Origin of the sequence: Acinetobacter sp. VT 511, assembly GCF_001077515.1 — a bacterium.
Lineage (GTDB): Bacteria > Pseudomonadota > Gammaproteobacteria > Pseudomonadales > Moraxellaceae > Acinetobacter > Acinetobacter schindleri.
Genome location: NZ_LFRE01000089.1, coordinates 247,589 through 272,294 on the forward strand (window position 1 = coordinate 247,589; position 24,706 = coordinate 272,294).

The 24,706-nt window shown below is 42.0% G+C and carries 22 protein-coding genes; 15 read left to right on the forward strand and 7 right to left on the reverse strand.

Translation table 11 applies throughout. The annotated features are described in order from the left end of the window. The first annotated feature begins 187 nt into the window (after positions 1-187). The gene (locus ACS72_RS13965) at positions 188-607 is read left to right on the forward strand and encodes a hypothetical protein (RefSeq protein WP_008302371.1); all 420 of its coding nucleotides are present in this window, start codon (positions 188-190) and stop codon (positions 605-607) included. Between the two features lie 75 nt (positions 608-682). Here the strand turns inward: ACS72_RS13965 and ACS72_RS13970 are convergent, their stop codons facing one another. Continuing rightward, positions 683-2,029 carry a sodium:alanine symporter family protein gene (locus ACS72_RS13970; RefSeq protein ID WP_048882429.1) on the reverse strand — a complete coding sequence of 449 codons (1,347 nt, stop codon included), beginning with the start codon at positions 2,027-2,029 and terminating at the stop codon, positions 683-685. A gap of 322 nt (positions 2,030-2,351) precedes the next feature. Here ACS72_RS13970 and ACS72_RS13975 point away from each other — a divergent pair, with 322 nt between their 5' ends. The 6 genes from ACS72_RS13975 (at position 2,352) to ACS72_RS14000 (ending at position 7,868) form a co-directional block, all read left to right on the forward strand. Continuing rightward, positions 2,352-3,755, forward strand: a complete 1,404-nt coding sequence (locus ACS72_RS13975) for an amino acid permease (RefSeq protein ID WP_004815018.1) — start codon at positions 2,352-2,354, stop codon at positions 3,753-3,755. Between the two features lie 132 nt (positions 3,756-3,887). Beyond that, the gene (locus ACS72_RS13980; RefSeq protein WP_026056785.1) at positions 3,888-4,121 is read left to right on the forward strand and encodes a lipoprotein; all 234 of its coding nucleotides are present in this window, start codon (positions 3,888-3,890) and stop codon (positions 4,119-4,121) included. Between the two features lie 24 nt (positions 4,122-4,145). Continuing rightward, positions 4,146-5,390, forward strand: coding sequence for a diaminopimelate decarboxylase (gene lysA, locus ACS72_RS13985; protein WP_048882430.1), 1,245 nt, complete (start codon positions 4,146-4,148; stop codon positions 5,388-5,390). 12 nt (positions 5,391-5,402) lie between these two features. Next, positions 5,403-6,248 carry a diaminopimelate epimerase gene (gene dapF, locus ACS72_RS13990; RefSeq protein WP_048882431.1) on the forward strand — a complete coding sequence of 282 codons (846 nt, stop codon included), beginning with the start codon at positions 5,403-5,405 and terminating at the stop codon, positions 6,246-6,248. A gap of 109 nt (positions 6,249-6,357) precedes the next feature. Further along, positions 6,358-7,290 (forward strand): site-specific tyrosine recombinase/integron integrase, encoded by a 933-nt coding sequence (gene xerA / locus ACS72_RS13995; RefSeq protein WP_048882432.1) that lies wholly within the window; start codon positions 6,358-6,360, stop codon positions 7,288-7,290. Positions 7,291-7,487: 197 nt separating this feature from the next. Further along, complete coding sequence (locus ACS72_RS14000) at positions 7,488-7,868, forward strand: hypothetical protein (RefSeq protein ID WP_048882433.1); 381 nt, start codon at positions 7,488-7,490, stop codon at positions 7,866-7,868. Positions 7,869-7,923: 55 nt separating this feature from the next. Here the strand turns inward: ACS72_RS14000 and ACS72_RS14005 are convergent, their stop codons facing one another. Continuing rightward, the gene (locus ACS72_RS14005; protein ID WP_004815034.1) at positions 7,924-8,418 is read right to left on the reverse strand and encodes an Lrp/AsnC family transcriptional regulator; all 495 of its coding nucleotides are present in this window, start codon (positions 8,416-8,418) and stop codon (positions 7,924-7,926) included. A 114-nt stretch (positions 8,419-8,532) separates the two neighbouring features. Between ACS72_RS14005 and ACS72_RS14010 the strand changes: the two genes are divergently transcribed. From ACS72_RS14010 to ACS72_RS14035, 6 genes are all read left to right on the forward strand, one after another. Further along, positions 8,533-9,138, forward strand: coding sequence for a LysE family translocator (locus ACS72_RS14010; RefSeq protein ID WP_048882434.1), 606 nt, complete (start codon positions 8,533-8,535; stop codon positions 9,136-9,138). A 552-nt stretch (positions 9,139-9,690) separates the two neighbouring features. Further along, positions 9,691-10,443 (forward strand): electron transfer flavoprotein subunit beta/FixA family protein, encoded by a 753-nt coding sequence (locus ACS72_RS14015; RefSeq protein ID WP_004815037.1) that lies wholly within the window; start codon positions 9,691-9,693, stop codon positions 10,441-10,443. Positions 10,444-10,461: 18 nt separating this feature from the next. Next, complete coding sequence (locus ACS72_RS14020; protein WP_004815039.1) at positions 10,462-11,394, forward strand: electron transfer flavoprotein subunit alpha/FixB family protein; 933 nt, start codon at positions 10,462-10,464, stop codon at positions 11,392-11,394. 286 nt (positions 11,395-11,680) lie between these two features. Then, complete coding sequence (locus ACS72_RS18760) at positions 11,681-11,875, forward strand: hypothetical protein (protein WP_228156242.1); 195 nt, start codon at positions 11,681-11,683, stop codon at positions 11,873-11,875. A gap of 586 nt (positions 11,876-12,461) precedes the next feature. Continuing rightward, entirely contained in the window at positions 12,462-15,437 is a 2,976-nt protein-coding gene (gene gyrA, locus ACS72_RS14030; RefSeq protein WP_048882435.1) for a DNA gyrase subunit A, read from the forward strand. A gap of 67 nt (positions 15,438-15,504) precedes the next feature. Continuing rightward, entirely contained in the window at positions 15,505-15,921 is a 417-nt protein-coding gene (locus tag ACS72_RS14035) for a DUF4878 domain-containing protein (protein WP_008302383.1), read from the forward strand. Positions 15,922-15,947: 26 nt separating this feature from the next. On the opposite strand, the gene ACS72_RS14040 is transcribed toward ACS72_RS14035, so the two are convergent. The 4 genes from ACS72_RS14040 to ACS72_RS14055 are packed head-to-tail and all read right to left on the reverse strand — an operon-like array spanning position 15,948 to position 20,729. Beyond that, positions 15,948-17,042 (reverse strand): ABC transporter permease, encoded by a 1,095-nt coding sequence (locus tag ACS72_RS14040; protein WP_048882436.1) that lies wholly within the window; start codon positions 17,040-17,042, stop codon positions 15,948-15,950. Beyond that, positions 17,039-18,169, reverse strand: a complete 1,131-nt coding sequence (locus ACS72_RS14045; protein WP_048882437.1) for an ABC transporter permease — start codon at positions 18,167-18,169, stop codon at positions 17,039-17,041. The genes ACS72_RS14040 and ACS72_RS14045 overlap by 4 nt, the downstream gene beginning before the upstream one ends. Next, entirely contained in the window at positions 18,169-19,254 is a 1,086-nt protein-coding gene (locus ACS72_RS14050) for an HlyD family secretion protein (RefSeq protein WP_048882438.1), read from the reverse strand. Before ACS72_RS14050 ends, ACS72_RS14045 begins: the two co-directional genes overlap by 1 nt. Positions 19,255-19,265: 11 nt before the next feature. Continuing rightward, positions 19,266-20,729, reverse strand: coding sequence for a TolC family protein (locus ACS72_RS14055; RefSeq protein ID WP_048882439.1), 1,464 nt, complete (start codon positions 20,727-20,729; stop codon positions 19,266-19,268). 414 nt (positions 20,730-21,143) lie between these two features. Between ACS72_RS14055 and ACS72_RS14060 the strand changes: the two genes are divergently transcribed. Together ACS72_RS14060 and serC are read left to right on the forward strand one after the other, a co-directional pair. Continuing rightward, entirely contained in the window at positions 21,144-21,770 is a 627-nt protein-coding gene (locus ACS72_RS14060) for a hypothetical protein (protein WP_228156241.1), read from the forward strand. Positions 21,771-21,915: 145 nt separating this feature from the next. Continuing rightward, on the forward strand, positions 21,916-22,998 hold the full coding sequence (serC, locus tag ACS72_RS14065) for a 3-phosphoserine/phosphohydroxythreonine transaminase (protein ID WP_048882440.1): 1,083 nt from the start codon (positions 21,916-21,918) through the stop codon (positions 22,996-22,998). A 608-nt stretch (positions 22,999-23,606) separates the two neighbouring features. Here serC and ACS72_RS14070 read toward each other — a convergent pair. Beyond that, positions 23,607-24,536 carry a hypothetical protein gene (locus ACS72_RS14070; RefSeq protein WP_004815058.1) on the reverse strand — a complete coding sequence of 310 codons (930 nt, stop codon included), beginning with the start codon at positions 24,534-24,536 and terminating at the stop codon, positions 23,607-23,609. Between the last annotated feature and the right edge of the window lie 170 nt (positions 24,537-24,706).

The following is a 24,706-nucleotide window of genomic DNA, read 5'->3' on the forward strand; positions in this document are numbered from 1 at the left end:
AGTTTCCGAAAAACAAGATTGGGAATAGGGCTACAGCATAGCGGTGAATGCCACTGAAAACCAAGATCTTCGCCTGAAAAATTCGCTGTTTTACGTCAGCGTGTGACGTATCTGCATCTGCTACTCTACATGAGCATCAAATACACCCTATAATGACCTTAATCATCACGGGAACAGGAAGCCGGACATGCTACAACATATTGATGCAATCGCACGTGAAAAAGACCGTGATGTATTATTTGTACATTTTGAAAATTATGAACATGAAAATGCAGATGCTGACTCCTATCACCTGCGCCAGAATCTGATGGAGTGGCTGGAGCAACGCCAAATTGCTTTTGCACCATGTATGGGGATTGAACAACCCGGTGTGATTGAAAGCTATTCAGGTGATCTTTATATCGATGTGCCATTTGATGAAGCCAACCCAATCTATCAAATGCTGAGTGACCATCTGGAAGATAGCGAAGGGGAAATGAAAATTCCTGGCGTACTATTTTTTGTCTTATCTTTGGAAACTGCGCTTGAGATTGAAGCAGATCGTGAGGAATTTCTGAATCTTAATCAAAATCATGATGACGATGAATTTTCAGGTCGTCTGAACTGATTTCGTTTAGAACACTGGGACCGTAAAAAAAAGCCACTTTTACAGTGGCTTTTTTCTTTAGGGCTTTGGATTATATTAATAAAGCTCACCAGACTTGCGTCGGGCAATAAAGTCTTTCGATTCTTTGGCAATCACACCTGAAAGCAGTAACAAGCCGATCAAGTTTGGAATCGCCATCAGACCGTTGAAAGTATCGGCAAATAGCCAGACCAGATCTAGTGTAGCTATACAGCCAATGAATACGGTAGCAATGTAAATAATGCGGTAAGGCAAAACAAACTTTTCACCTAAGAGATAAGTCGCACATTTTTCGCCGTAGTAGCTCCAGCCCAGAATAGTGGAGTAGGCAAAGAAGATAATGCCGAAAGTCACGACCCAACCACCAACGCCTGGTAACAGTTTGTCGAATACACCGATGGTCAGTACCGCACCAGTTTGACCACCAAAATCATTGCCCGCCATGATAAAGCCCATCACCAGCACAATACCGGTAATCGAACAGACAATAATGGTATCAATAAAAGTACCTGTCATCGATACCAGACCCTGACGAGCCGGGTGATCCGTTTTTGCTGCAGCGGCGGCAATCGGTGCTGAACCCATACCGGCTTCGTTCGAGAATACACCACGTGCCACACCGTAGCGAATCGCTGCACCAATAGCGCCACCAACTGCTGCTTCACCGGTGAATGCATAGGTAAAGATCATTTTCAGGGCAGGACCAACCAGCTCCAGATTGTTAAAAATAATGATCAGACCGCCCGCGACATAACCAATCGCCATGATCGGTACAATAAAGGAAGAAGCTCTGGCAATGGATTTAATCCCGCCTAGAATCACCAGTGCAGAAAAGGCTGTGATGATCACGCCTGTAACCCAGGTTTCCAGACCAAAACCATTTTCAACGGCTAGTGCTACCGTATTAGACTGTACCGAGCTGCCGATCCCGAAAGAGGCAACAGCACCAAAAAATGCGAAAATTAAGGCTAACCATTTCCATTTCAGGCCGCGTTCGATGTAATACATCGGACCGCCAGACATTTCACCTTTCTCATTTTTTACCCGGTATTTTACCGCCAGAACACCTTCGCCATATTTGGTCGCCATACCGAACAGGGCAGTCATCCACATCCAGAAAACTGCACCAGGGCCACCCAAGACACAGGCTGTTGCCACCCCGGCAATATTACCGGTACCAATGGTGGCAGAAAGGGCGGTCATGAGTGAGCTAAACTGGGAAATATCGCCTTCGTGGGAAGGATGTTTGCCAAAAACCTGTTTAAAGGCCAGTGGCAACATACGGAATTGCCAGAAAAGTAATCGGAAAGTAAGGAATACGCCAGTACCGACAATCAGTACCAGCATATATGGACCCCAGACCCAACCACTGAGGGTTTCCATGATGCTTTGTAAATTTTGCATAAAGTTCTTCTTATTCGTCCTGAGTATCAGTTTAAAGTTCACTTAATTTTAATCAAGCAAATGACATGCCAGACGTGCTCATCCTCAGCACTATTCACGACATTTTTATAGGTTTATTTTTTACACAGTTTCGGAACTTTTACAACAAATATGCAGGAAATTTATCCAGAGCTTCTACGACTAAAGAGAACCTATTCGTTATATAAGAAAAATAAATTAACTTTTAAGATTAAGTGGAAAATACAAATGATGCGAATTTTCTTTTTGTATTCCCCCTTTTTTGCGTTAATTTGTCGCGATTAGACATCGAAGTTGAAAAATAATGTCAGGTCATCATACTGGTTCGCCGTCCGAAAACGGCGAGCTGCAGCGTAGTTTATCCAATCGACACCTGCAGCTGATTGCGATTGGAGGTGCTATTGGTACCGGCCTGTTTATGGGCTCAGGTAAAACCATTAGTCTGGCAGGGCCTTCGATTCTGGTGATCTATATGATCATCGGTTTCATGGTATTTCTCGTGATGCGTGCATTGGGCGAGTTATTACTGTCAAATTTACAATATAAGTCATTTATCGACTTCTCTACGGATCTGATCGGACCATGGGCGGGCTATTTTGTAGGCTGGACCTACTGGTTATGCTGGATTACGATCGGAATTGCCGACCTGTCTGCGATTATTTATTATTTACAGTTTTTTAATAATGGTCTCCCATTTACCCCGGGCGAAGGGGTATTAATCAGTATCGCCTCTATTGTCTTTATCATGGGACTGAATCTGGCCACCGTGAAGCTCTTTGGTGAAATGGAATTCTGGTTCGCCCTGATCAAAATTATTGCGATTGTAGTGCTGATTGCGGTTGGTCTGTGGATGATTTTCACCGGCTTTACCAATGATGCCGGTACGGTTGCATCCTTTGCGCACATTTGGGATCATGGTGGTTTGTTCCCGACGGGTGCTATGGGTTTCTTGGCTGGTTTCCAGATTGCGATTTTTGCCTTTGTGGGTGTTGAGCTTGTAGGTACCACGGCTGCGGAAACCAAAGACCCGGAGCGTAACCTGCCAAAAGCGGTGAACTCGATTCCGATCCGTATCATTATTTTCTATGTACTTGCTCTAGTCATTGTAATGTCTGTGACGCCGTGGGATCAGATTAATCCAAGTGTTTCTCCGTTCGTAAATCTGTTTAGCCAAGCCGGTATTGCAGCTGCTGCGATCATCATGAATCTGGTGGTGCTGTCATCCGTAATGTCTTCAATGAACAGTGGTGTGTTTTCGACCAGCCGTATGCTGTTCGGTCTGTCGCGTGAAGAACAGGCACCGAAAGCTTTCGGTCGTTTGAACCCGCGTGCTGTACCTGCCAATGCCCTGTATTTCTCTGCAGTCTGCTTATTATTGGGTGCAGCGTTACAGTATTTTGTACCGAATACTGTTGAAGCCTTTACATTGGCGACAACATTATCAACCATCCTGTTTATCTGTGTATGGCTGATGATTATCTGGAGTTACATGATTTATTACCGTACCCGTCCAGAGCTACATGCCAAATCAGTATTTAAGCTACCAGGTGGTTTGGTGACTTGCTGGATCGTGATTATTTTCTTTGTCGGCATGATTGGTGTGCTGGCATTAGAAGATGATACTCGCCGTGCCTTGATGGTCAGTCCGATCTGGTTTGTTCTATTGATTTTGGGCTATTTAGGCTTCTATAAACAGAAACATAAATAATCCATATCAATAAAAACGTCAGCGATCTGCTGGCGTTTTTTTTTGTCTAAAGATACTCTCTAGCGTTTAACGCTTTGGTCATGGCGAATGATCGCGTTATACTTCATCGAAACTATTCAATTAGGTGGTCAGATGCGCCAAGTCATTTGCTACATCAGTATCTTAGCAGCAGGTCTTGCTCTTGCAGGTTGTGGTCAGTCAGGTGCCTTGCACTTGCCAAATGATCCGGATTACGACAAGCGTGCCAAGTATCTGCTCTATAAAAATACCGAAGCTGAGTCTAAAACTTCCGATGAAGAACGAGATGCCCCTGTGCAACAACAGTTTGCTGCGCCCGAAACATCAGATTCAACCATTACACCTTAACGCTTTCAAAGAAAGGATACCTTCATGAGTTTCACCCGTATTAATGGGGTATTGCATGCCGAGCAATGTTCACTGCAACAGCTGGCAGAGCAATTTGGCACACCACTCTATGTTTATTCAAAGGCGACTTTTGAAAAGCATTATCTGGACATGGACCGTGCATTTGACTTTATTGATCACCAAATCTGTTTTGCCGTGAAGTCAAACTCCAATCTTGCGGTATTGAATGTATTGGCAAAACAAGGGGCAGGTTTTGACATCGTCACGGGCGGAGAGCTGGCACGTGTACTGAAAGCGGGTGGTGAACCTTCTAAAATCGTATTTTCGGGTCTAGGTAAATCAGAAGCAGACATCAAGAAAGCGCTAGAAGTTGGTATTGCCTGCTTTAACGTAGAATCTTATGCCGAGCTGGATCGTATTCAGAAAGTTGCGGCAGAACTGGGTTTAAAAGCACCGATCTCACTGCGTGTGAATCCAGATGTAGATGCGAAAACTCATCCCTACATTTCAACGGGTCTGAAAGAAAATAAATTCGGCATTCCATCGGATAGCGTATTTGAAACTTATCAGTATGCAGCATCTTTAGCCAACTTGGATGTCGTTGGAATTGACTGCCATATCGGTTCACAGCTGACTGAAACCCAGCCTTTTGTAGATGCGCTGGATCGTGTCATCGTGATGGTCGACCAGTTAAAAGAGATGGGGATCCACCTTAAACACATCGATATCGGTGGTGGTTTAGGGGTGACTTATAAAGATGAGACACCGCCATCTGTTCAAGAATATGCCAATGCGTTGCGTCCGGCTTTAGAAAAGCTGGGCCTGAAAGTCTATATGGAACCGGGCCGTAGTATTTCTGCCAATGCAGGTGTGCTACTGACCAAAGTGGATCTGCTGAAGCCGACCAGCCACCGCAATTTCGCGATCATTGATGCAGCGATGAATGACCTGATTCGTCCAGCTTTGTATGAAGCATGGATGGACATTCAGTCTGTGACACCGCGTAATGATGTCGAGACGAAAGAATGGGATGTGGTGGGTGCAATCTGTGAAACTGGCGATTTCCTCGGTAAAGAGCGTGAGCTTGCGATCAAGGAAAATGATGTGCTGGCAGTACTTGGTGCTGGTGCTTATGGTTTTGTGATGAGCTCGAATTACAATAGCCGTGGCCGTGCTGCTGAAGTGATGGTTGATGGTGATCAAGGACATTTGATTCGCGAACGCGAAACGATTGAATCATTGTGGGAACGTGAGCGTTTATTGCCTTAAGGAGACAGAATAATGTTACTTGAATTTACCAAGATGCATGGTCTGGGCAATGACTTTATGGTGGTTGACCTGATCAGCCAGCGTGCTTATCTGGATACCCTGACTATTCAGCGTCTGGCAAATCGCAATTTTGGCATTGGATTTGATCAGTTACTGATTGTAGAACCACCTGATGTAGCGAGTGCTGATTTTAAATACCGTATTTTCAATGCCGATGGTTCTGAAGTAGAACAATGCGGCAATGGCGTGCGCTGTTTTGCCCGTTTTGTGCATGAGCGTCAGCTGACGACGAAAACTAAAATCAAAGTACAGACCAAATCTGGCATTGTGGAACCTGAATTGGGCGCCAATGGTTGGGTGCGCGTCAATATGGGCTATCCAAAATTCTTGCCTCAAGAAATTCCATTCCTGGCCGATGAACCGGATAATCTGTATGACATCGATCTGGCAGAGGGTGAAAAACTCACGATTGATGTAGTGAACATGGGTAATCCTCATGCGGTAACAGTCGTACCGGATGTGATTAATGCAGATGTAACCCGTATTGGTCCACAAGTAGAATCGCATGCGCGTTTCCCGGCACGCGTCAATGCAGGCTTCATGCAGATCATTGATGAAAAGCATGCGCGTTTACGCGTATATGAGCGTGGTGTAGGTGAAACATTGGCATGCGGTACGGGTGCTTGTGCAGCCGCAGTATCTGGTATGCGCCGTGGCCTACTTGCCAACAATGTCGAGATTGAACTGGCGGGCGGCAAGTTGCAGATTGAATGGGTCGAGGGGGATGTAGTCTGGATGACTGGTCCAACCGCAACTGTTTATGAAGGTCGCTTAGACTTACGTTATTTCCAAGCTTAATTTAAAAAGCCCTGAAGAGTCAGGGCTTTTTTATATAGGCCGAATAAATTATTTTTGCATTATTTGATAGACTGATGTTTGTCAGGCTCAAACAGCCAAGGAGGATAGAATGCAGCTTGATCCACAGCAATTGTTATCCATATGGCTCAAAGAACGTGAAATCCAGAACCAGTCCAAACATACTTTGCAGGCCTATGAGCGTGATGTTTCCGACTTTCTGAATTTTTGTCAGCGTCATGCTTTAGCACTCGGAGATATTGAATCAACAGATTTACGCCAGTTTATGGCGGAAAAAGTTGAACAACAGGGCCTAAGTTCCAGCAGTCTGCAGCGGCTACTTTCAGCAATTCGCCAGTTTATGAAATGGGCTGAACAGGCACAGCATGTCAGTTTTAATCCGGCAGATGATTTTCAGCTGAAAAGACAATCCAGACCTTTGCCCGGTATGGTTGATATTGAAACCATTCATCAGATTCTGGATCAGCCTGAACCTGAAGGTGAGGTGCAGCAGCAGATGTGGAAACGCGATAAGACAATTCTGGAACTGCTTTATTCCAGTGGGCTACGTCTGGCTGAAATACAAGGCCTCAGAATTAAAGATATTGACTTCAACCGTCAGCTGCTTCGCATTACGGGTAAGGGGAATAAAACCCGTATTGTGCCATTTGGTTCCAAAGCCAAAGACAGTGTCATGGCGTGGTTACAGATTTATCCTGTATGGCATGGTGATTTTGTGCCAGAAGCACATGTCTTTATCACTCAGAAGGGTAATCCGCTAGGGGCAAGGCAGATTGAAAATCGGGTCAAGCTTCAGGCGCAGCGTGCAGGCGTCAATGTGGATCTGCATCCGCATTTGTTAAGACATTGTTTTGCGAGTCACATGTTATCCAATAGTCGGGACTTACGAGCCGTGCAGGAAATGCTGGGACATAGTAATCTGACTACAACCCAAATTTATACGCATGTCGATTTTGATCATCTGGCGCAGATTTATGATCAGGCGCATCCACGGGCACAACATAAACCTGAAAATCTTAAATAATCATTATTAAAAATATAAGTTGGCATAAAAATTTCATAAAGAATATTTATGCTGAGAGAAATAGAATGACCATGCAGATTATTTCACTATGGTCTTATTCGCGAAAGGCTAAAATTCAGGTATAACAAAAGAACAGAATTTAAGCTAAAAAACAGGGTATGGCTGAAAAGAATTCAGCCTGACAGGACTGGAAGTATATGGGCACAGAAATTATTGTAGATATACAACAAAAATATGATCGGTTAAGCGAAGCACAAAAAGAAATTTTTGCAGGTTATGGTCTGCGCCAGATCAAACATTTTGTGGAAATCAGTCTGCCAAATATTGAAGCATCTTTACCTGAAGGTGCTCATGTGCAGGGAATTAATACAGATGGTAAGGTTCAAGCCTACAATCCTGATAGTCATGAATACTATATCTGGATTTCAGACTTGCAATGGCAAGCGACTACTCGTGCGACCAAGGCAGTGGACTTAAAAGAAGATGCCATCGAAATCTGGAAGATCTTTGATTTAAAATCTTATGAACTGATTGACCTCAGTCATGTGCACCGTGACTTTCTGGAAAGTCGTGTCTAAAATTGATCTTCAGTAAAAAAGGACGATATCAATCGTCCTTTTTATTTGGCCAATATTAAAGATCATCTAAAGGTAGTTGAAAACTCTGCTTGATAATCTGACTCGGTAAATCGGTTTTGACACTGGTAATCCCATTCTTTTTAGTTAAATGCGTAGACTGGAATTTACGATAACTTTCCAGATCGGGCACCACCACTTTGAGCATTGCATCACATTCACCCAAAATAATATAGCATTCCATCACTTGGGGTAGTTCCTTCATGGCTTCAATAAAGGTGTCAATCGTTTCAGCATCCTGACCCACTAGCCAGATACGAGAAAATAAAATCAGCTGAAAACCAATCTTCTGCTGGTCCACGATCGTGGTATAGCTCTGGATTACCCCCGCATCTTCAAGCAGTTTTACCCGACGCAAACACGAAGAAGGCGAAAGGCCAATTTCACGTGCCAGATCGTTATTCTGAATCCGGCCATTGGCTTGTAAGTGTTGAATGATATTTTTGTCAATACGATCGAGTTTTACTCGAATAGACTTGGAAGATATCTTCATAAAATAGAATAATATTCTAAAAATAATGCATATTATAAAATAAATTGAAAGCCTATTTTGTAAAAAATCGCAGATACTAATTTCACTTTCCGACATGTACAGAGGAACAAGGAAATGTCTGTATTTGCACTTTTTGCACTGACCGTGCTTCCCCTTATTTTTACACCTGGACCAGATATGCTATTTATCCTGTCTCAAGTGATGGGTAAAGATGCAAAAGCAGGCATGATGGCGACTATTGGGGTATGTTGCGGTTATCTGGTGCATTCGATTCTGGTGGCGTTAGGAATTGCAGCAATTATTATGTCTTTTCCAGTGCTGTTTGAAACCATTCGCTGGTTAGGAATTGCTTATCTGTTATTTCTGGCATTTAGTCTGGTGAAATCGGTATTTAGCAAAAATACGTTGATCATTGAAAAGAAATCATCCAGCAATCCGGTACAAAAAGGCTTCATTACTGCGTTACTGAATCCGAAAGGCATGCTGATTTACTTTGCAATCCTGCCGCAGTTTATAGATAAAAGTGGGAATACGGTGAGCCAGGGTTTGATTCTGTCTTTTATCTTTATTGCCATGATCTTTGTGGTGTATTGTGCTTTAAGCCTTTTATTTGCTCGACTTACCCGTTCGGCTCAGATTGATGAACGTAAGCAAAAGTGGATTGATGGGACTTCAGGTGGTTTATTGGCACTCGCTGCTTCATGGCTAATCATTAATTAATGAGCTATAAAATTCACCAATGTTCATCAAATAAGTCATACATTCGTTTTAAAAATTTAAAAGCACGTGATCACAGCGTGCTTTTTTAATATATTTCCTTATAAAAATTATTTTCTGCTATTTCATTGATCTATTTATAAGAGGGAATTTTGACCAAATCTGGAAGAATGAATCGAACCCATCACCATATGTCAGAAATGACAGATTTAGATAGGAGTAATTTGTATTCTTTATAATAATAGTGACAAGAAATGAAATTAAATTTTATAAAATAGATCAAATCTTTTGATGTGCATAATCAAATAAAAAGATACTAAAAATCAATAGTTAAATTTTAAATAAAATGATGGGAATTTGTTCTGTATAAATGTCAAATCTTGAAATGTGAACGCGACGTTCAAGGAAAATTACGCATTTTTACACCCTATTGGTGAATTGTGACTTGACCGAAATGCCGAACGCATTGCAAGATAGGGCACCTAAAAAAATTTAAGTGAAGAGTTATTATAACTTTTCTAAATATTTACATTTGCTAAAACAGCCGAGGATTACATGAAGGCTCTTGTTGCTGTAAAACGTGTGGTTGATGCCAACGTTAAGGTTCGCGTTAAGCCGGACAACAGTGGTGTTGACTTAACAAACGTTAAAATGTCAATTAACCCATTCTGTGAAATCGCAGTGGAAGAAGCGGTTCGTTTAAAAGAAAAAGGAACTGTTTCAGAAATCGTTGTTGTTTCTATTGGTCCTAAAGAAGCTCAAGAACAAATCCGTTCTTCTATGGCTCTTGGTGCTGACCGCGGTATCCTGGTTGAAGCTGATGACAGCCAATTAGGTGCGTTAGAAGTAGCGAAAATTCTTAAAGGTGTTGTTGAAGCTGAACAACCACAATTAATCCTTCTTGGTAAGCAAGCGATTGATGACGACTCTAACCAAGTTGGTCAGATGCTTGGCGCGCTTTTAGGTGCAGGCCAGGGTACTTTTGCTTCTGAAGTGAAAGTTGAAGGCGACAAAGTACAAGTGACTCGTGAAATCGACGGTGGTTTACAAACTGTTGAATTGAACTTGCCTGCAATCATTACCACTGACTTACGTTTGAACGAGCCACGTTATGCTGCTCTTCCAAACATCATGAAAGCGCGTAAAAAACCGCTGGATACCAAGTCACCTGCAGATTTCGGTGTAACCACTACAACTAAACTGAAAACAGTAAAAGTTGAATCTCCTGCAGAGCGTAAAGCTGGTGTACAAGTGAAGTCTGTAGACGAGCTTGTAGAAAAATTGAAAAACGAAGCGAAAGTGATCTAATACAGAAGGATAAAAATCATGAGTATTTTAGTTATCGCTGAGCACGACAACAAAGCATTAAACGCTGCTACTTTAAACGTTGTTGCTGCGGCGCAAAAAATCGGTGGTGATATCACTGTATTGGTTGCTGGTTCTGGCGCTCAAGCAGTTGCTGACCAAGCGGCTAAAGTTGCTGGCGTAAGCAAAGTATTGCTTGCAGATGATGCTGCTTATGCAAACCAGTTGGCTGAAAACGTAGCGAAACTGGTTGCTGAATTGGGCAAAGGCTATAGTCATATTCTTGCTGCTTCTACCACGACTGGTAAAAACATCCTGCCACGTGCAGCTGCATTACTAGACGTAAGCATGATCACAGACATCATTGCTGTTGATTCTGCAAACACATTCAAACGTCCGATCTATGCAGGTAACGCGATTGCAACTGTAGAATCTTCTGAATCAGTTGTTGTTGCAACTGTTCGTGGTACTGCATTCGATCCAGTTGCTGCTGAAGGTGGTTCTGCTGCTGTTGAAGCTGCTACAGCGACTGGTGATGCTGGTATTTCTAAGTTCATTAACGAAGAAATCGTTAAATCTGAACGTCCAGAATTAACAGCTGCTCGTATCGTTGTTTCTGGTGGTCGTGGTGTGGGTTCTGGTGAGAACTATCACAAAATCCTTGATCCACTTGCAGACAAACTGGGTGCAGCTCAAGGTGCATCTCGTGCAGCTGTTGACGCAGGCTTCGTTCCTAACGATATGCAGGTTGGTCAAACTGGTAAGATCGTTGCGCCTGACCTGTACATCGCTGTAGGTATCTCTGGTGCGATCCAGCATTTGGCAGGTATGAAAGAGTCTAAAGTGATCGTTGCGATCAACAAGGACGAAGAAGCACCAATCAATGCAGTCGCTGACTATTGGTTAGTAGGTGACTTGAACACTGTTATTCCAGAATTAGTATCTAAAATCTAATTCCTGAATACAGTTTAAAAAGACGCTCTTGCGTGAGCAGTAAGTGAAGACTTACTGCTCTGTTCAGGGGCGTTTTTATTTATAATGAAAAATGAATAAAATAATAATGAAAGTTTCTATATTGCCTGTATATTAGCCTTTAATCGAAAATGCTCGATTTTATCGATTGTTTTGTTCAACTCTAATACTATTTGTTCTTGCTGTATTGGCTTATTTGATCATCCTAATACAGATCGCTGGACTGTGGCTTATTTTTGCTGCCTGTAGTTTTGTAGGGTTTATCCATTTGATCTATTTGAATACGCTTTCAGATGCACAGGTACTTGCGAAAGCAGAGCATTGGATCGAGCTTGATAATCAGCGATTTCAGAACAGTGCTTATGGTATCCAAGGCGATGCGCTGATGGTATTGGCGCTTATTTTTCCTTTTGTATTATCTACGTGGTTGTTGTATGGATGTTCTAAATTATTTAAAAATTAAGTATGAAAATTTGAATAATGATTAGAAAATTGGACTGAAAATAAAGATTAGATGTGTTGCTTTTGGTGCTTAATAGGGCAGATATTAAGTGAGCTTTAGAAGATTTAAAAGTAATACTAATATTCATATTTTAATTTATTTGCCGGTTTAGCGGCGTCTTCCTGTGAACTTTGATGATCTGTTACCCTGATGCATGCTGCTGATGTGGATTGTCGTCCAGTATTTAATTACCTAGCTATTGATGCAGCTGGATTGTACGCAGGTAAATCTTCTTTGTATGCTTGATCAAGAAAGAAACAGTGGATTCAGTACAAGATATTTCCGTGCATAAAATGCGATAATTCAAGCTAAGAATGAACCTCTGTGTGCAGAGGTTTTTTTATGCGTTAAAAATTGTGAAGTGGTTAAAATTTCTACCAAAAATCCTTTGGATAGTTGGGTCTGAAACGGCTTAATTTAGCCTGATTTATGCTATACTGTCCGACTGAATTTTAAATATTGGTTCAGCGTTTTTTGAACCAATTTATAGCTGGATTTACGACATATAAATACAGGTCAAACAGGACCTGTAGAATAAGGAGTATGCATGAGCGTATCGGAAATTAGACCGATTGCCATTGAGGATGAACTTAAAAGCTCATATCTCGATTATGCGATGAGCGTGATTGTGTCACGTGCATTGCCAGATGTACGAGATGGTTTAAAACCGGTTCATCGTCGTGTGCTTTTCGCAATGCACGAATTAGGCAATGACTATAACAAAGCATATAAAAAATCTGCACGTGTAGTCGGTGACGTGATCGGTAAATATCACCCGCATGGTGATTCTGCCGTTTATGAAACGATTGTCCGTATGGCACAAGACTTTAGCTTGCGTTACCAGTTGGTTGATGGCCAGGGTAACTTCGGTTCTGTCGATGGTGATAGTGCAGCGGCAATGCGTTATACCGAAGTACGTATGCGTAAGCTGACCCATGAGCTCCTTGCTGATCTTGAAAAAGATACAGTGGAATGGGAAGACAACTACGACGGTTCTGAGCGCATTCCACAAGTCATGCCGACGCGTATTCCTAACCTGTTGATTAATGGTGTTGCTGGTATTGCCGTAGGTATGGCGACCAATATGGCACCGCATAACATGACTGAAGTCATCAATGCGTGTTTAGCCTATGCCAATGATCCGAATATCAGCATTGAAGGGCTGATGGAACATATTTCGGGTCCAGATTTTCCTACTGGCGGTATTATTTACGGTAAATCGGGTATTGTAGATGCCTACCGTACCGGTAAAGGCCGTTTGCATATCCGTGGTAAATACCACATCGAAGAAGATGCCAAAACTGGCCGTAGCACGATTGTATTCACTGAAATTCCTTATCAGGTCAACAAAGCGAAAACCATTGAGCGTATTGCTGAGCTGGTGAAAGAGAAAAAACTCGAAGGGATTTCTGAACTTCGTGACGAATCTGATAAAGAAGGGATGCGTATTGCGATTGACCTGAAGCGTGGTGAAAACGCTGAAGTGATCGTGAATAACCTGTTCCAGAATACCCAGTTAGAAAACTCATTCAGCATCAACATGGTTTGTCTGGACAATGGACAACCGAAGTTGATGAACCTGAAAGACATCATTGCGGCATTTATCCGTCACCGTCAGGAAGTCGTGACACGTCGTACCATGTTTGAGTTACGCAAAGCACGTGAACGTGGTCATATCCTGGAGGGTTTGACGGTTGCACTTGCAAATATCGATCAGATTATTGAAACCATCAAGACTTCTGCGAATCCGGCTGAGGCGCGTGAGCGTTTACAAGCGGGCGAGTGGGCAGCAGGCGGTGTAGCAGCATTACTTGAAAAAGCAGGCGCGGTTTCTGTACGTCCTGACGAAATTGAAGGTGAAGATCCTAGCCGTCCATTTGGTATTGATGGCGATATCTATCGTTTATCACCGACCCAAGTGAACGCGATCATGGAGCTGCGTCTCCATCGCTTAACAGGTCTTGAACAAGATAAGCTGCAAGCTGAATATTCTGAAATTCTTGCGCAAATTGCTGAATATACTGCCATCTTGAATGACTTTAATTTATTGATGAATGTCATTCGTGAAGAGCTTGCACTGATTCTTCAGCAGTATGGTGATGCACGTAAGACCGATATCGTTGAATCACGTATCGACTTTTCTCGTGAAGATTTGATTCCTGAAGAGCAAATGGTGCTGACAGTTTCAAAAACTGGTTATGCAAAAACTCAACCATTGTCTGACTACGCGGCTCAGCGTCGTGGCGGCCGTGGTAAGTCTGCAACCAGCATGAAAGAAGACGATTATATCCAGCATATGGTGGTTACTTCGAACCATGCAACCGTGCTTTGCTTCACCAATGTCGGTAAGGTTTACCGTTTGAAAGTCTACGAAGTACCACAAGCCTCTCGTGGTGCCAAAGGTCGTCCAATGGTGAACTTGCTGCCCCTAGATGACAACGAAACCATTACTGCAATCTTGCCAGTGATTGATGCACCGAAGAAATTCAAAGAACGTTTGGCAGACTTTAAAGCATTTGTAAAAGCCAATGCTGCTCAGCTACAAAGCAACGAAGTGATCAACAGTCACTTTGCTGCACTAGAAGCTGCACTTGCTGAATCTGAAGAGGGTGCAGATGACATTTCTGATGCACTGCGTGTTCAGTTGAAAGAATTGGGCTTAGCGCTTTCAACCACTGATCTTGATGACGACATCATCAATGACTTTGCTCAGCAAGCTGAAGCCGTGCGCAAGAATTTCTATGTGTTTATGGCGACCGAGTACGGTACGATTAAACGTGTAGAACTGGAACAGTTCTCGAATGTTCGTTCAAACGGTTTGCGTGCGATTGAACTGAATGGCGATGACACCTTAATTGGTGTTGCGATTACTGACGGTGAACAGCAAATCATGTTGTTCTCGAACGAAGGTAAAGCCATTCGCTTTGCAGAAACTGATGTACGTTCAATGGGCCGTTCAGCCAAGGGTGTGCGCGGTATGCGTGTGACTATTGGTGCTTCGCAAGTTGAAGATGCAGAAGATGCAGAGGTTGAATCTGATGATGAAGATGCAACTGAAGCGAACTTCATTAGTCGTATCGTATCTCTGGTGGTGGTGCCTGAAACGGGTGAAGTACTGTGTGCCTCTGCAAATGGCTATGGTAAACGTACGCCTGTAGATGACTTCCCAACCAAAAAACGTGGCGGTAAGGGTGTGATTGCGATCAAGACCTCTGAACGTAACGGTGAGCTGGTGGGTGCAGTGGCAATTGATGCATCTAAAGAGTTGATGCTGATTTCTGATGGCGGTACTTTGGTTCGTACCCGTGCATCTGAAGTGGCACAAACTGGCCGTAATGCACAAGGTGTTCGTCTGATCCGTCTGGCTGAAGATGAAAAACTGGTTGGTGTAGAAGCCATTGAAGCCGTTGAAGATGAAGAATTGGATATGTTGGAAGAAACAGAAGTTTCAGAAGATCATCTGGCTGAAACTCCTGAGGCTGTAGATGCGGCTCAAGATGGCGAAAATACAGCAGAAGACTAAGTCTTCAATTCTTATAAAAAGGGCGCTTCGGCGTCCTTTTTTACAGACTTTACTGGAAATGACCATGATGAAAACTAAATTGATGTCACTTGCTGGGCTAGCTCTTCTTGCCGGTTGTAGCACTACCGAACAGGTAGCAGATCCAAGTACAGCCCAAGCCCAGGCAGCAGAAATTGCCTATAATGACTTGCGTGATGGTAAGTATGAAGAATTTTTAAGTTATCTGGATCCGAAATTACAGCAGTATTTTCAGGAAAATCAGAAAACCATGAAGAAATTTTCGCATTCCATTCCTGAAGGTGAGTATAAGTCTAAGACCTTGATGGTAAAAACTTTTGTTGAAAAATCAGGTCAACCAAGTGAATACAAGGTCAGCTATGAAATCGCTTATCCAAACAATCTGGTGCAATACGATGTCAGCTTTGACAAGCCCAACGGCAGCAGCAAAATCCAGAACTTTTATATCCGCGTATATGGGGAATAAGCTTTTAGCTTAACATGGTTCAAGCATTATTTAATGCGTAAGCATAGGCGATAATAGCCTAAGCTAAAGCAAAAAATTCCAACAATCAGCAGATAGGCGAGTTTCCCTAAAATCATGCTGGTCGGTACGCCCATCTGATTCAGTTGAATAAACATCTGTACGATCTGTGTGGAAGGCATGGCCTGTCCAAACATTTGCATCCAGAAGGGCATCGCGGCATGCGGCCAGGCGACTCCGGACAGCATAAATAAGGGAATTGAGGTAAAGACAATAACATGTCCGGCACGCTCTGGCATATCCAGAAAACTGGCGAACAGGGTCGTGATGCCGATCATGCAGAATACAAAAACCGGAACAGCCAGCAGCATGCCCCAGAAATTCCCGCCACGTGGATAGTCAAACAACCAGAAGGTGAAACCAAACAGGTAGTAGCACCCCAGACAGCCAATGGTCAAAATTGCCAGACTGATTCCACATAAGGTCGTCAAATTGATCACCTGTTTATTTTCACGATACAGCGCAATCAACATGCTGAGCCCCAGAAAAATCGTCTGATGAATAATCAGTGGGGCAACCGCTGGAAATACATAGCTTCCATAGCCAGAAAGTGGATTAAATAGTGGAATCTGGTGAATCGATAGGGCAGGAGAGAAATGCGAAATTTCGCTAAAGCGTTCTGCATATTCACTTAAGGTATTTTCGACAGAACCAACCAGGCCTAAACCGATCTGTTTGGTAATCAGGAAATTCGCTGCACTTAAATACAGCCCAATCCCGCCATTTTCACCGTGTCGAATGGATTGTGAAAGGTTGTCTGGTAATAACAAAATCCCGTCAGCCTTTTGAGCCTCCACCCACTGTTTGGCCTCCGCAAAATTTCCGGTAACTGCCTTGATCTGTACATTCGGGCTTTGGCTAACATGACTGATAATAGTATTGGTTAAGTCGCTTTGCTCTTCATCGACAATAATAATGGGTAAGGCTTCTGCGTGTTCAGCCTTATATGCCATTGGATAGAAAAAGCTGTAAAACAGTACAGATAGGATTAACGTAGTAAAAATACTGGTATTGCTAACAATATCTTTAAAAGTTTTACAGAAAGCGGCCCAGAGTGCTTTCATGTGGACACTCCTTTCACTATTTTCTTTAAAAATACATAGGCCAATACAGCATAAAGCACCACATAGGTAGTCAGTATGAATATTGGTTGAGCTGAGAGATATAAGGGACTACCAATCACCCATTGTTCAGTCTGTAATTTGGCATAAGGTGTATAGGGAATAATATTGGCCCAGAGTTGGGTAAACAGTGGTGCATTATTGAGAGGCAATGTGACACCGGCGAAGCTGAGCGATGAGCCACCATAGACTGCCAGCAAACCAAAAGATTTGCTTAGATCCTGCGTTGCCAGTACGACCGCGCTACTGATAAAGGCATAGGCACTATAGAATAGGGCCTGTGCCAATAAAATCAGCCATAATGAACCAGCAATAAACCAGCCACGAAACTCCACCATCCACAGCATCCAGACCCAGGTCCAGAAACAGAAAATTGCGACATAGACCAGATTTTTAGACAGTAATGCTGACCAGAGATTTTGTCCATTAATCCAATGATTAAAAGTATGACGCTTGATTTCCTGTCCTACAGCAAATGCTACACAGCAGCACAATAACAAATGCAAAATTGCCGGAACCATATAAGGTTCCAGATAAAATTCATAATTTAATTGCGGGTTATACAGCGGGGAAATTTTAATATTAGGTGTCGGTGCCTCCAGATAAGGTAGGGTATTACCCAGATACTGCCTGCCAGTAAATTCTGCCATTGCCTGAAGCGTGCTCAAGAACATAGCCGAAGAAATAGTATTGCCAATACTAAAATAGCTCTGATTAAAGGCAATACTAATTTCAGCATCCTGGGCTGTGACTAATCGTTGTTCTGCGCCCGCAGGAATATGGATATAACCCCAGATTTTATTCTGATTCAGCAGTTTTTCTACTTCAATGGTCTGATCAGAAACGATATATATCTGTAGGGTATGATTTAGCGATAAATGATTATAAATCTCGGTACTCAGGCGGCTTTGATCCTGATCAATAATCGCAATCGCTAAATGATCGGGCTTGCCTTGAGCAAACATGCTGCCGAGTAAAATCAAAATGCAGGCAGGGGCAAGTACAACCAAGGCCAGATCCCATTTTTCCCTGAGTAAATAGCACAGTTCGCGCCGGATACCTGCCCACATTATTTTGAAGACTCTTGCAGCTTAAACAGCACACTCATGCCAACTTTCAGTTCAGGAATTGTAGTCGCTGGTACAAGGTGGACTTTGAAGCTGCGAATATCGTAGCCACCAGTCTGACGTGTGGTTTTAATGGTGGCAAATTCACCTTCAGCACTAATACTTTTTACTTTAAATATTGCGTTTTTATTGAGTGCCGGGATAAAACCCTCGAGCTGCTTTTGTTCACCTAGGGAAGCATATTGGTCTTCACGAATATTCACACTGACCCAGCGTTCTGCCGAAATCAGACTGACCACAGGTACTGCGGTTGCAACCAGCTCAGAGAGATTGCCATAGGTTTTAGATACTGTACCATCAATAGGCGCCAGTAGTTCAGTCTCTGCTTCCAGGGCACTGGCTTCAGCGACTGCTGCACGGGCAATGTCGACCTGTGCATCTGCTGAACTTTTCTGTTCTGGGGTACTGCCACGTTTAGCGCGGATATATTGCTGATAAGCAGCTTCAGTCATCTGGGAGGCAGACTGTGAGGCAGCAAATAGCTCATCTCGGCGTTGACGGGAAATTACACCTTCTTGAAACAGGTTTGCACCGCGCTGATAAGAGGTTTTTGCCAACTGTTCCTGTGCTTTGAGAGACTGCCAGTTGGCATACAGTGAAGCGACATTTTCTTCTTGTGATCCGCGTTCGGCTGTCGATTGTAAGGCTAAGGCAGATTGCAAGCTTGCTAATGCCTGCTGTTTTTTCGCTTCTATTTCAGGACTATGCAACTTAACTAATACCTGACCTTGCTTGACGTCATCACCTTCCTGCACATAAATTTTTTCAATCCGGCTTGGAACCTTGGTCGCGACCTGTACGGTTTCAGCCTCAACCCGACCTTGCAGTTCGATGTCTTTAGGCTGATAAGTTTTCCACAAGCCAAAGCCAATTAAAACCAGGATGACTGGAATCAGACCTAACAGCAGGTATTTCTTGGTAGATTTGTCCTGTTTAGTTTCAGCAGGACTTTCTTTGGGTGAATCGATGTGATTCATTTCTGAAGCCGGTTCATCAACAGGAAATTCTGGCTTTTGCTCATCAGTCATGTTTGGCTCCATTAACGAATATAGTGAGTATTGGCATGTTGCATATAGTCTGGAAATTCAGTAATTGAGCCATGGCTTTGCAATAAAGTGGCAAGTGACATGATGTATTTATAGGCATTCAGGGCCATTTCAGCTTTCAGGCCACTCAACATATTTTGCGCATCAATTACCTGAGTCGCGGTGCCAACATCTTCCTTAAAAGACAGTTCCTGAATACGCAGATTTTCTTGTGCTGCTTTCAGGTTTCGTTGTAATAACAGATCACTTTGCTGGGCGCTGACCGCCTCACTAAATGATTTATAAATCAGGCTCTCAATTTCCTGCTGGGTACGTGCCGTCATCAATTCTGCTGCATGGCGCTTCAGTTCGGCAGCCTGAATATTCTTGTTTTTATCAATGCCGGAAAATAAGTTATAACGTGCTGCAACGCCGACAATCCAGTTCTGGTTTTCATCCAAGCTATATTCACCAAAGGCAAATACATTGGGTCTTTTTGTTGCCTGCTGGGCTTTAACATTGGCTTTGGCCAGCTCAGTATCCATTTTCATTTTTTTAATAAGCGGAGAGTTTTGGCTAAAACTGCTGAGCAGAATATTTACATTTTGAGGTTCAGCACGATTTACAAATAAAGGTGTGCTCAGTTCGGTAATATGGCTGTCCTGTAGAAAGTTATTCAGCTGGAATAAGGCAGCATTCAGATTCGCCTGAGTATTTTGTTGTGTTCGATCAGCATTGTTGCGCGCCACTTCAAACTGCATACGCTGACCCTTACTGATGAATCCCTGCTGTTCCATTTTCAGCGCATTACGGTAATGTTGCTGCATGGCATTTGAATTAAAACGTGCGGCTTCCAATAACTGTTTTTGCAGTTGCACATTAAAATAAGCCTGAATCAGTTCAAGGCGTTGTGTATCCTGCTGTTGCTGGTTGCTCAATTCACTGCGTCCCGCCTGAATACTGGCTATTTCTTTGGCACTACGGGTAAGTCCGCCGGTATAAAGTGGCATCATCACTGAAATAGTAGGGCGAATAACTTCATCTCTAAGTACAACATTGGATGAATCTGGAATTAAACCAACACCATCCTGAATAGGTTGCTTCAAGCTTTCTTTAAGCGGGTCGGCAATAGCCTGGTCTAAATTAAACTCATCAATTTTATTATTTAAGCCATTGGTAAGTGACTGCTCAAGGTTATTTTTAACAGCACCTAAAGGAATGTCTAATTCATTACGAAAGGCATAAGCACGGACATTCAGATCAACCCGTGGTAAACCAATGCCTTTAACCGCTTCTGCTTCCAGTTTTGCAGCCTGTTCCAGATTCTGGAAAGCCTGACTGGTATAGGAACGTTGCAGCAGTTGTCGTTCTGCATCCTGAAAGCTCATAGTTTGTGCATAGGCAAAGCCGCCATACATCATGGATGCAAGTACAGACAGACCCCAGTAAACACATCGTTTATTTTTCTTCATATTCATAAAGTAGAGATGCAAAATCATATTAAATCAGTTTTATGAGTATTATAAGTCAAGTGCTTGTAGGTTAGGAGAAAAGGAAAGTTGTAATAGTGTTGTAATCACGACTTATAGGAATCATTTATATAAGAAGCAAATTCTGTGGTTAATATCGAAATATATATTTTGTGTAAAATATAAACATAAATATTGAGATTGATTCTAAAAAATGGATAAAAAAACATTAGAAAATTTAGCAGAATTCATATGTGGAACAAATGAAGAAATATATCCGGTTTATCGAAAAGGTTCAGATCTAACTTCTTTTTTCATAGTGTAGGTATACCTGTTTATCATGATGGATCAACACGTGCTAAATGGGTATTTGAGCAACTTGTAAGTTGTAGTAAAAGTCAGCTAGCTGATGTTTTAAAAAGATTGGCTTCTCCAAAAGAATATAGTGGAAATCATTCAAAAGTAATAAGTGCATTAAGACTTCTTAACAAAATTTTGTATATAGAAGGCTTCGAAATTTATCTGGAAGAAATTGAACCCAAGTTTAAAAAAATACAAATAAATTTTAGTGAGAAGATTGAACCTGAATTCAAGCCAATCCCTAGACCCAATTTTCTAGTATTAGGTTTAGAACCTGGTGTAGGAAAAATTCTTGATTATAGATGGGACGAAATCCAACGTTGTATCGAAGCTGATGCTAATTTATCGGCGGTAATTCTTATGGGAAGCTTATTGGAAGGATTACTTTTAGGAGTAATTCATAAAAACATTAAGCTTGCTAATCAAGCATATTCAGCTCCTAAAACCCGAGAAGGAAAGGTTAAACCTTTTTCAGAATGGAAATTGAGTGAAATGATTGATGTTGCTCATTCATTAGGTTGGATTGAAATTGATGTAAAAAGATTCTCCTATTCTCTCAGAGAATTTAGAAATTTAATTCATCCTTATGAACATATGATATCGAATTTTAATCCTAATAAAGATACTACTAGTATTTCTTGGTTGGTTGTTCAGGCCGCTATAAACGATTTAACGAAAACTTTAAGTTAACAGTAGAAATTAAATTTATCCCTCGAATCTACATTGATTTTTTGACTCTATCTTCATTCATGGATTGAAATAATTTTGTGCAAGCTAAGTCCAGATATGGTTAAATGCCATCATTTTATTGTGTTTCACTCTGAAAGGAAAAATCATGCGCGCGTACAACTTCTGTGCTGGTCCTGCTGCATTACCTACTGCCGTTCTTGAAAAAGCTCAAGCTGAAATGCTCGACTGGCAGGGCAAGGGTCTTTCGATCATGGAAATGAGTCACCGTAGTGCAGACTACGTCGCGGTTGCTGAGAAAGCAGAAGCAGATCTACGCAAACTCATGAACATTCCTGAGAACTATAAAGTATTGTTCTTACAGGGTGGTGCATCGCTACAGTTCTCTGCAATTCCGTTGAACTTGTTAGGTAAAAACAACAAGGCTGACTATATCCATACTGGCATCTGGTCTGAAAAAGCACTAAAAGAAGCAAAACGCTATGGTGACATCAATGTCATTGAAGCAGGTACTAAAACTGCTGACGGTAAATTAGCGATTACTGAGCAAAGTACCTGGAACCTGTCAGATGATGCTGCTTATGTGCACTATGCAGATAACGAAACGATTGGTGGCCTGCAATTTGCCCATATTCCTGAAACTGACAAGCCATTGGTGTGTGATTTCTCTTCAAGTATTCTATCTGCGCCAATCGATGTAACTAAATTTGGTCTGATCTATGCCGGTGCACAAAAGAATATTGGTCCTGCTGGTCTGACGCTGGTCATTATCCGTGAAGATCTATTGGATCAAGCGAAACCGGAAATTCCAAGCATCCTGAAATATGCAGATCAAGCGAAAAACGGCTCTATGGTGAACACTCCATCAACTTATGCCTGGTACCTGTCAGGTCTGGTATTTGAATGGTTGTTAGAGCAGGGCGGTGTGGATGCAATTTATAAAGCTAACCTCGCAAAAGCTGAACTGCTGTATGGTTATATCGACTCTAGCGATTTCTATGCAAACCCGATTGCCAAAGAAAACCGTTCAATGATGAACGTGCCATTTACTTTGGCGAAACCTGAACTGGAAAAACAGTTCCTGAAAGAAGCTGAAGAAAATCATCTGTTGAACCTTGCAGGTCACCGTTCAGTAGGTGGTATGCGTGCAAGTATCTACAATGCGGTTCCGCTTGAAGGTGTTCAGGCACTGGTAAAATTCATGGATGAGTTTGCACAACGCAACGCTTAAATTCAGCATGCAAAAAACCCAGCTCAGGCTGGGTTTTTTTATCTTCCGATTCTGAAAATTAAAACACGAAAAGATGAAGTAGAAAGGCGCAGATCAGCATGCCCAAGGCAAAAAACAAGCATGACATCATGTCAATGTCATAGCTCGAGCGAAGATGATGCTCGACTTGATGTAAATTTTCTTCCTGTACGATTTTCATAGATATTATTGTCCGATCTATTTATCGTTAATTACTATTTGTTATGAGCCTTTTTATCATAAAAAATTGGTTAAATAAAGTACATTTTTAATTTAACTGCATAAAGTTATTATTTTTTTATCCATTAAATAAATCTATTTATTTAATCCTGCGAAAGCAAGAGTCACTGTTTACAGGGTATTGCCAATATCATAAATAATATTCATTATTTTAAAAATGAATTTGTTTGAATTTAAAATTGTGGATAAGTGATTAATTTATGAATTTATAAAGTGTATTTAGAAGGGTAAATTGTGGATAAAATAACCAGCTCAATAAAAATCATTAATGAAAAATCTTTATTTAAAAAAACAGGAGATATTCAACGGATGTGAATATTTCCTGTTTTTGAATTTAAACTGTAAAATTTTTAGGCTTTGCTATAAATGTTGGCCTGAATCCATAGATTGCCACGGATATATTGCCCGATACTAAAGTCTTTATGTGCTGGATTGCGCGTAGCAACACGGAGCAGGGTGGCAGGGCGACCTTCATCATGAATCAAGGTGACATCATAAAGAGTGTATTCCTGATCCATAAATTGCATTGAAGTCTTACCGACAATATTGCCCTGGAACCAGGCTTCATCTTCCTGACCAATGGTTTCACCATAGAGGTAAGCCACCATTTTAGAGAAATCTACAGTAACCGGAGCTTTATCATCTTCAGATTTAGGTTCCCACGCATCAATCTGTTCCTGCAGATTTTCTGGTGCAACGCCATTGTTGGCTGCCAGAATATCATTCAGCGCACGGTGATGTTTGATTGAAGCCGGATCATCGACAATCAGATGTTCATGTTCCGCTACAGGCTCGAGTTCATAAGCCCAGGCATTCAGATTCACCAGATAATTTTGATCTTTATCATATTGTGTATGATTGACGCTATACAGACTGTCAAACGCATACACAATATTGTTCAGACCCAGATTCAGGCGTAACACGGCTTGAGTATTAGACTTGCAGCTGATAATCCGTTCAATTTGTGCCTTCACTTTATAAGGACTGTCGAAGCATGGAAAGGCAGTTTTCACAGCTTTGGGTTTATTGCTTTCCACCTCAATGATCTGGCTTAACTGCACAGTGGCCTTGCTCGGACCCTGAATCAGCCAGGTGTTTTCATCCATATCGCATTCTTGTTTGCAGAGACCCATCGGCATGACCGGGGCATCAAGTGCCTGAGTTAACCACTTCGGCACATCGGTACCTGGATTGTCTGTAAGGAGATTCCAGTGTTCAACATGACTACCGAAGTTTTGATCATCGATAGTGATGATCTCAGGACTGTTTGAATTTTTCATATGCACAATTGATCTGGGATTGCTTATTTATAGTTAATCGAGGGTCATTCTGATTTTTCAAGTCAATCAGATGAATTTTAAAATTAAATTGCCATCAGATTCTTGTCAATTCTTATTCGCAGTCCAGAGATCAGCATAGTTGTAATTGTCCAAAGGGTGTACCAAACATG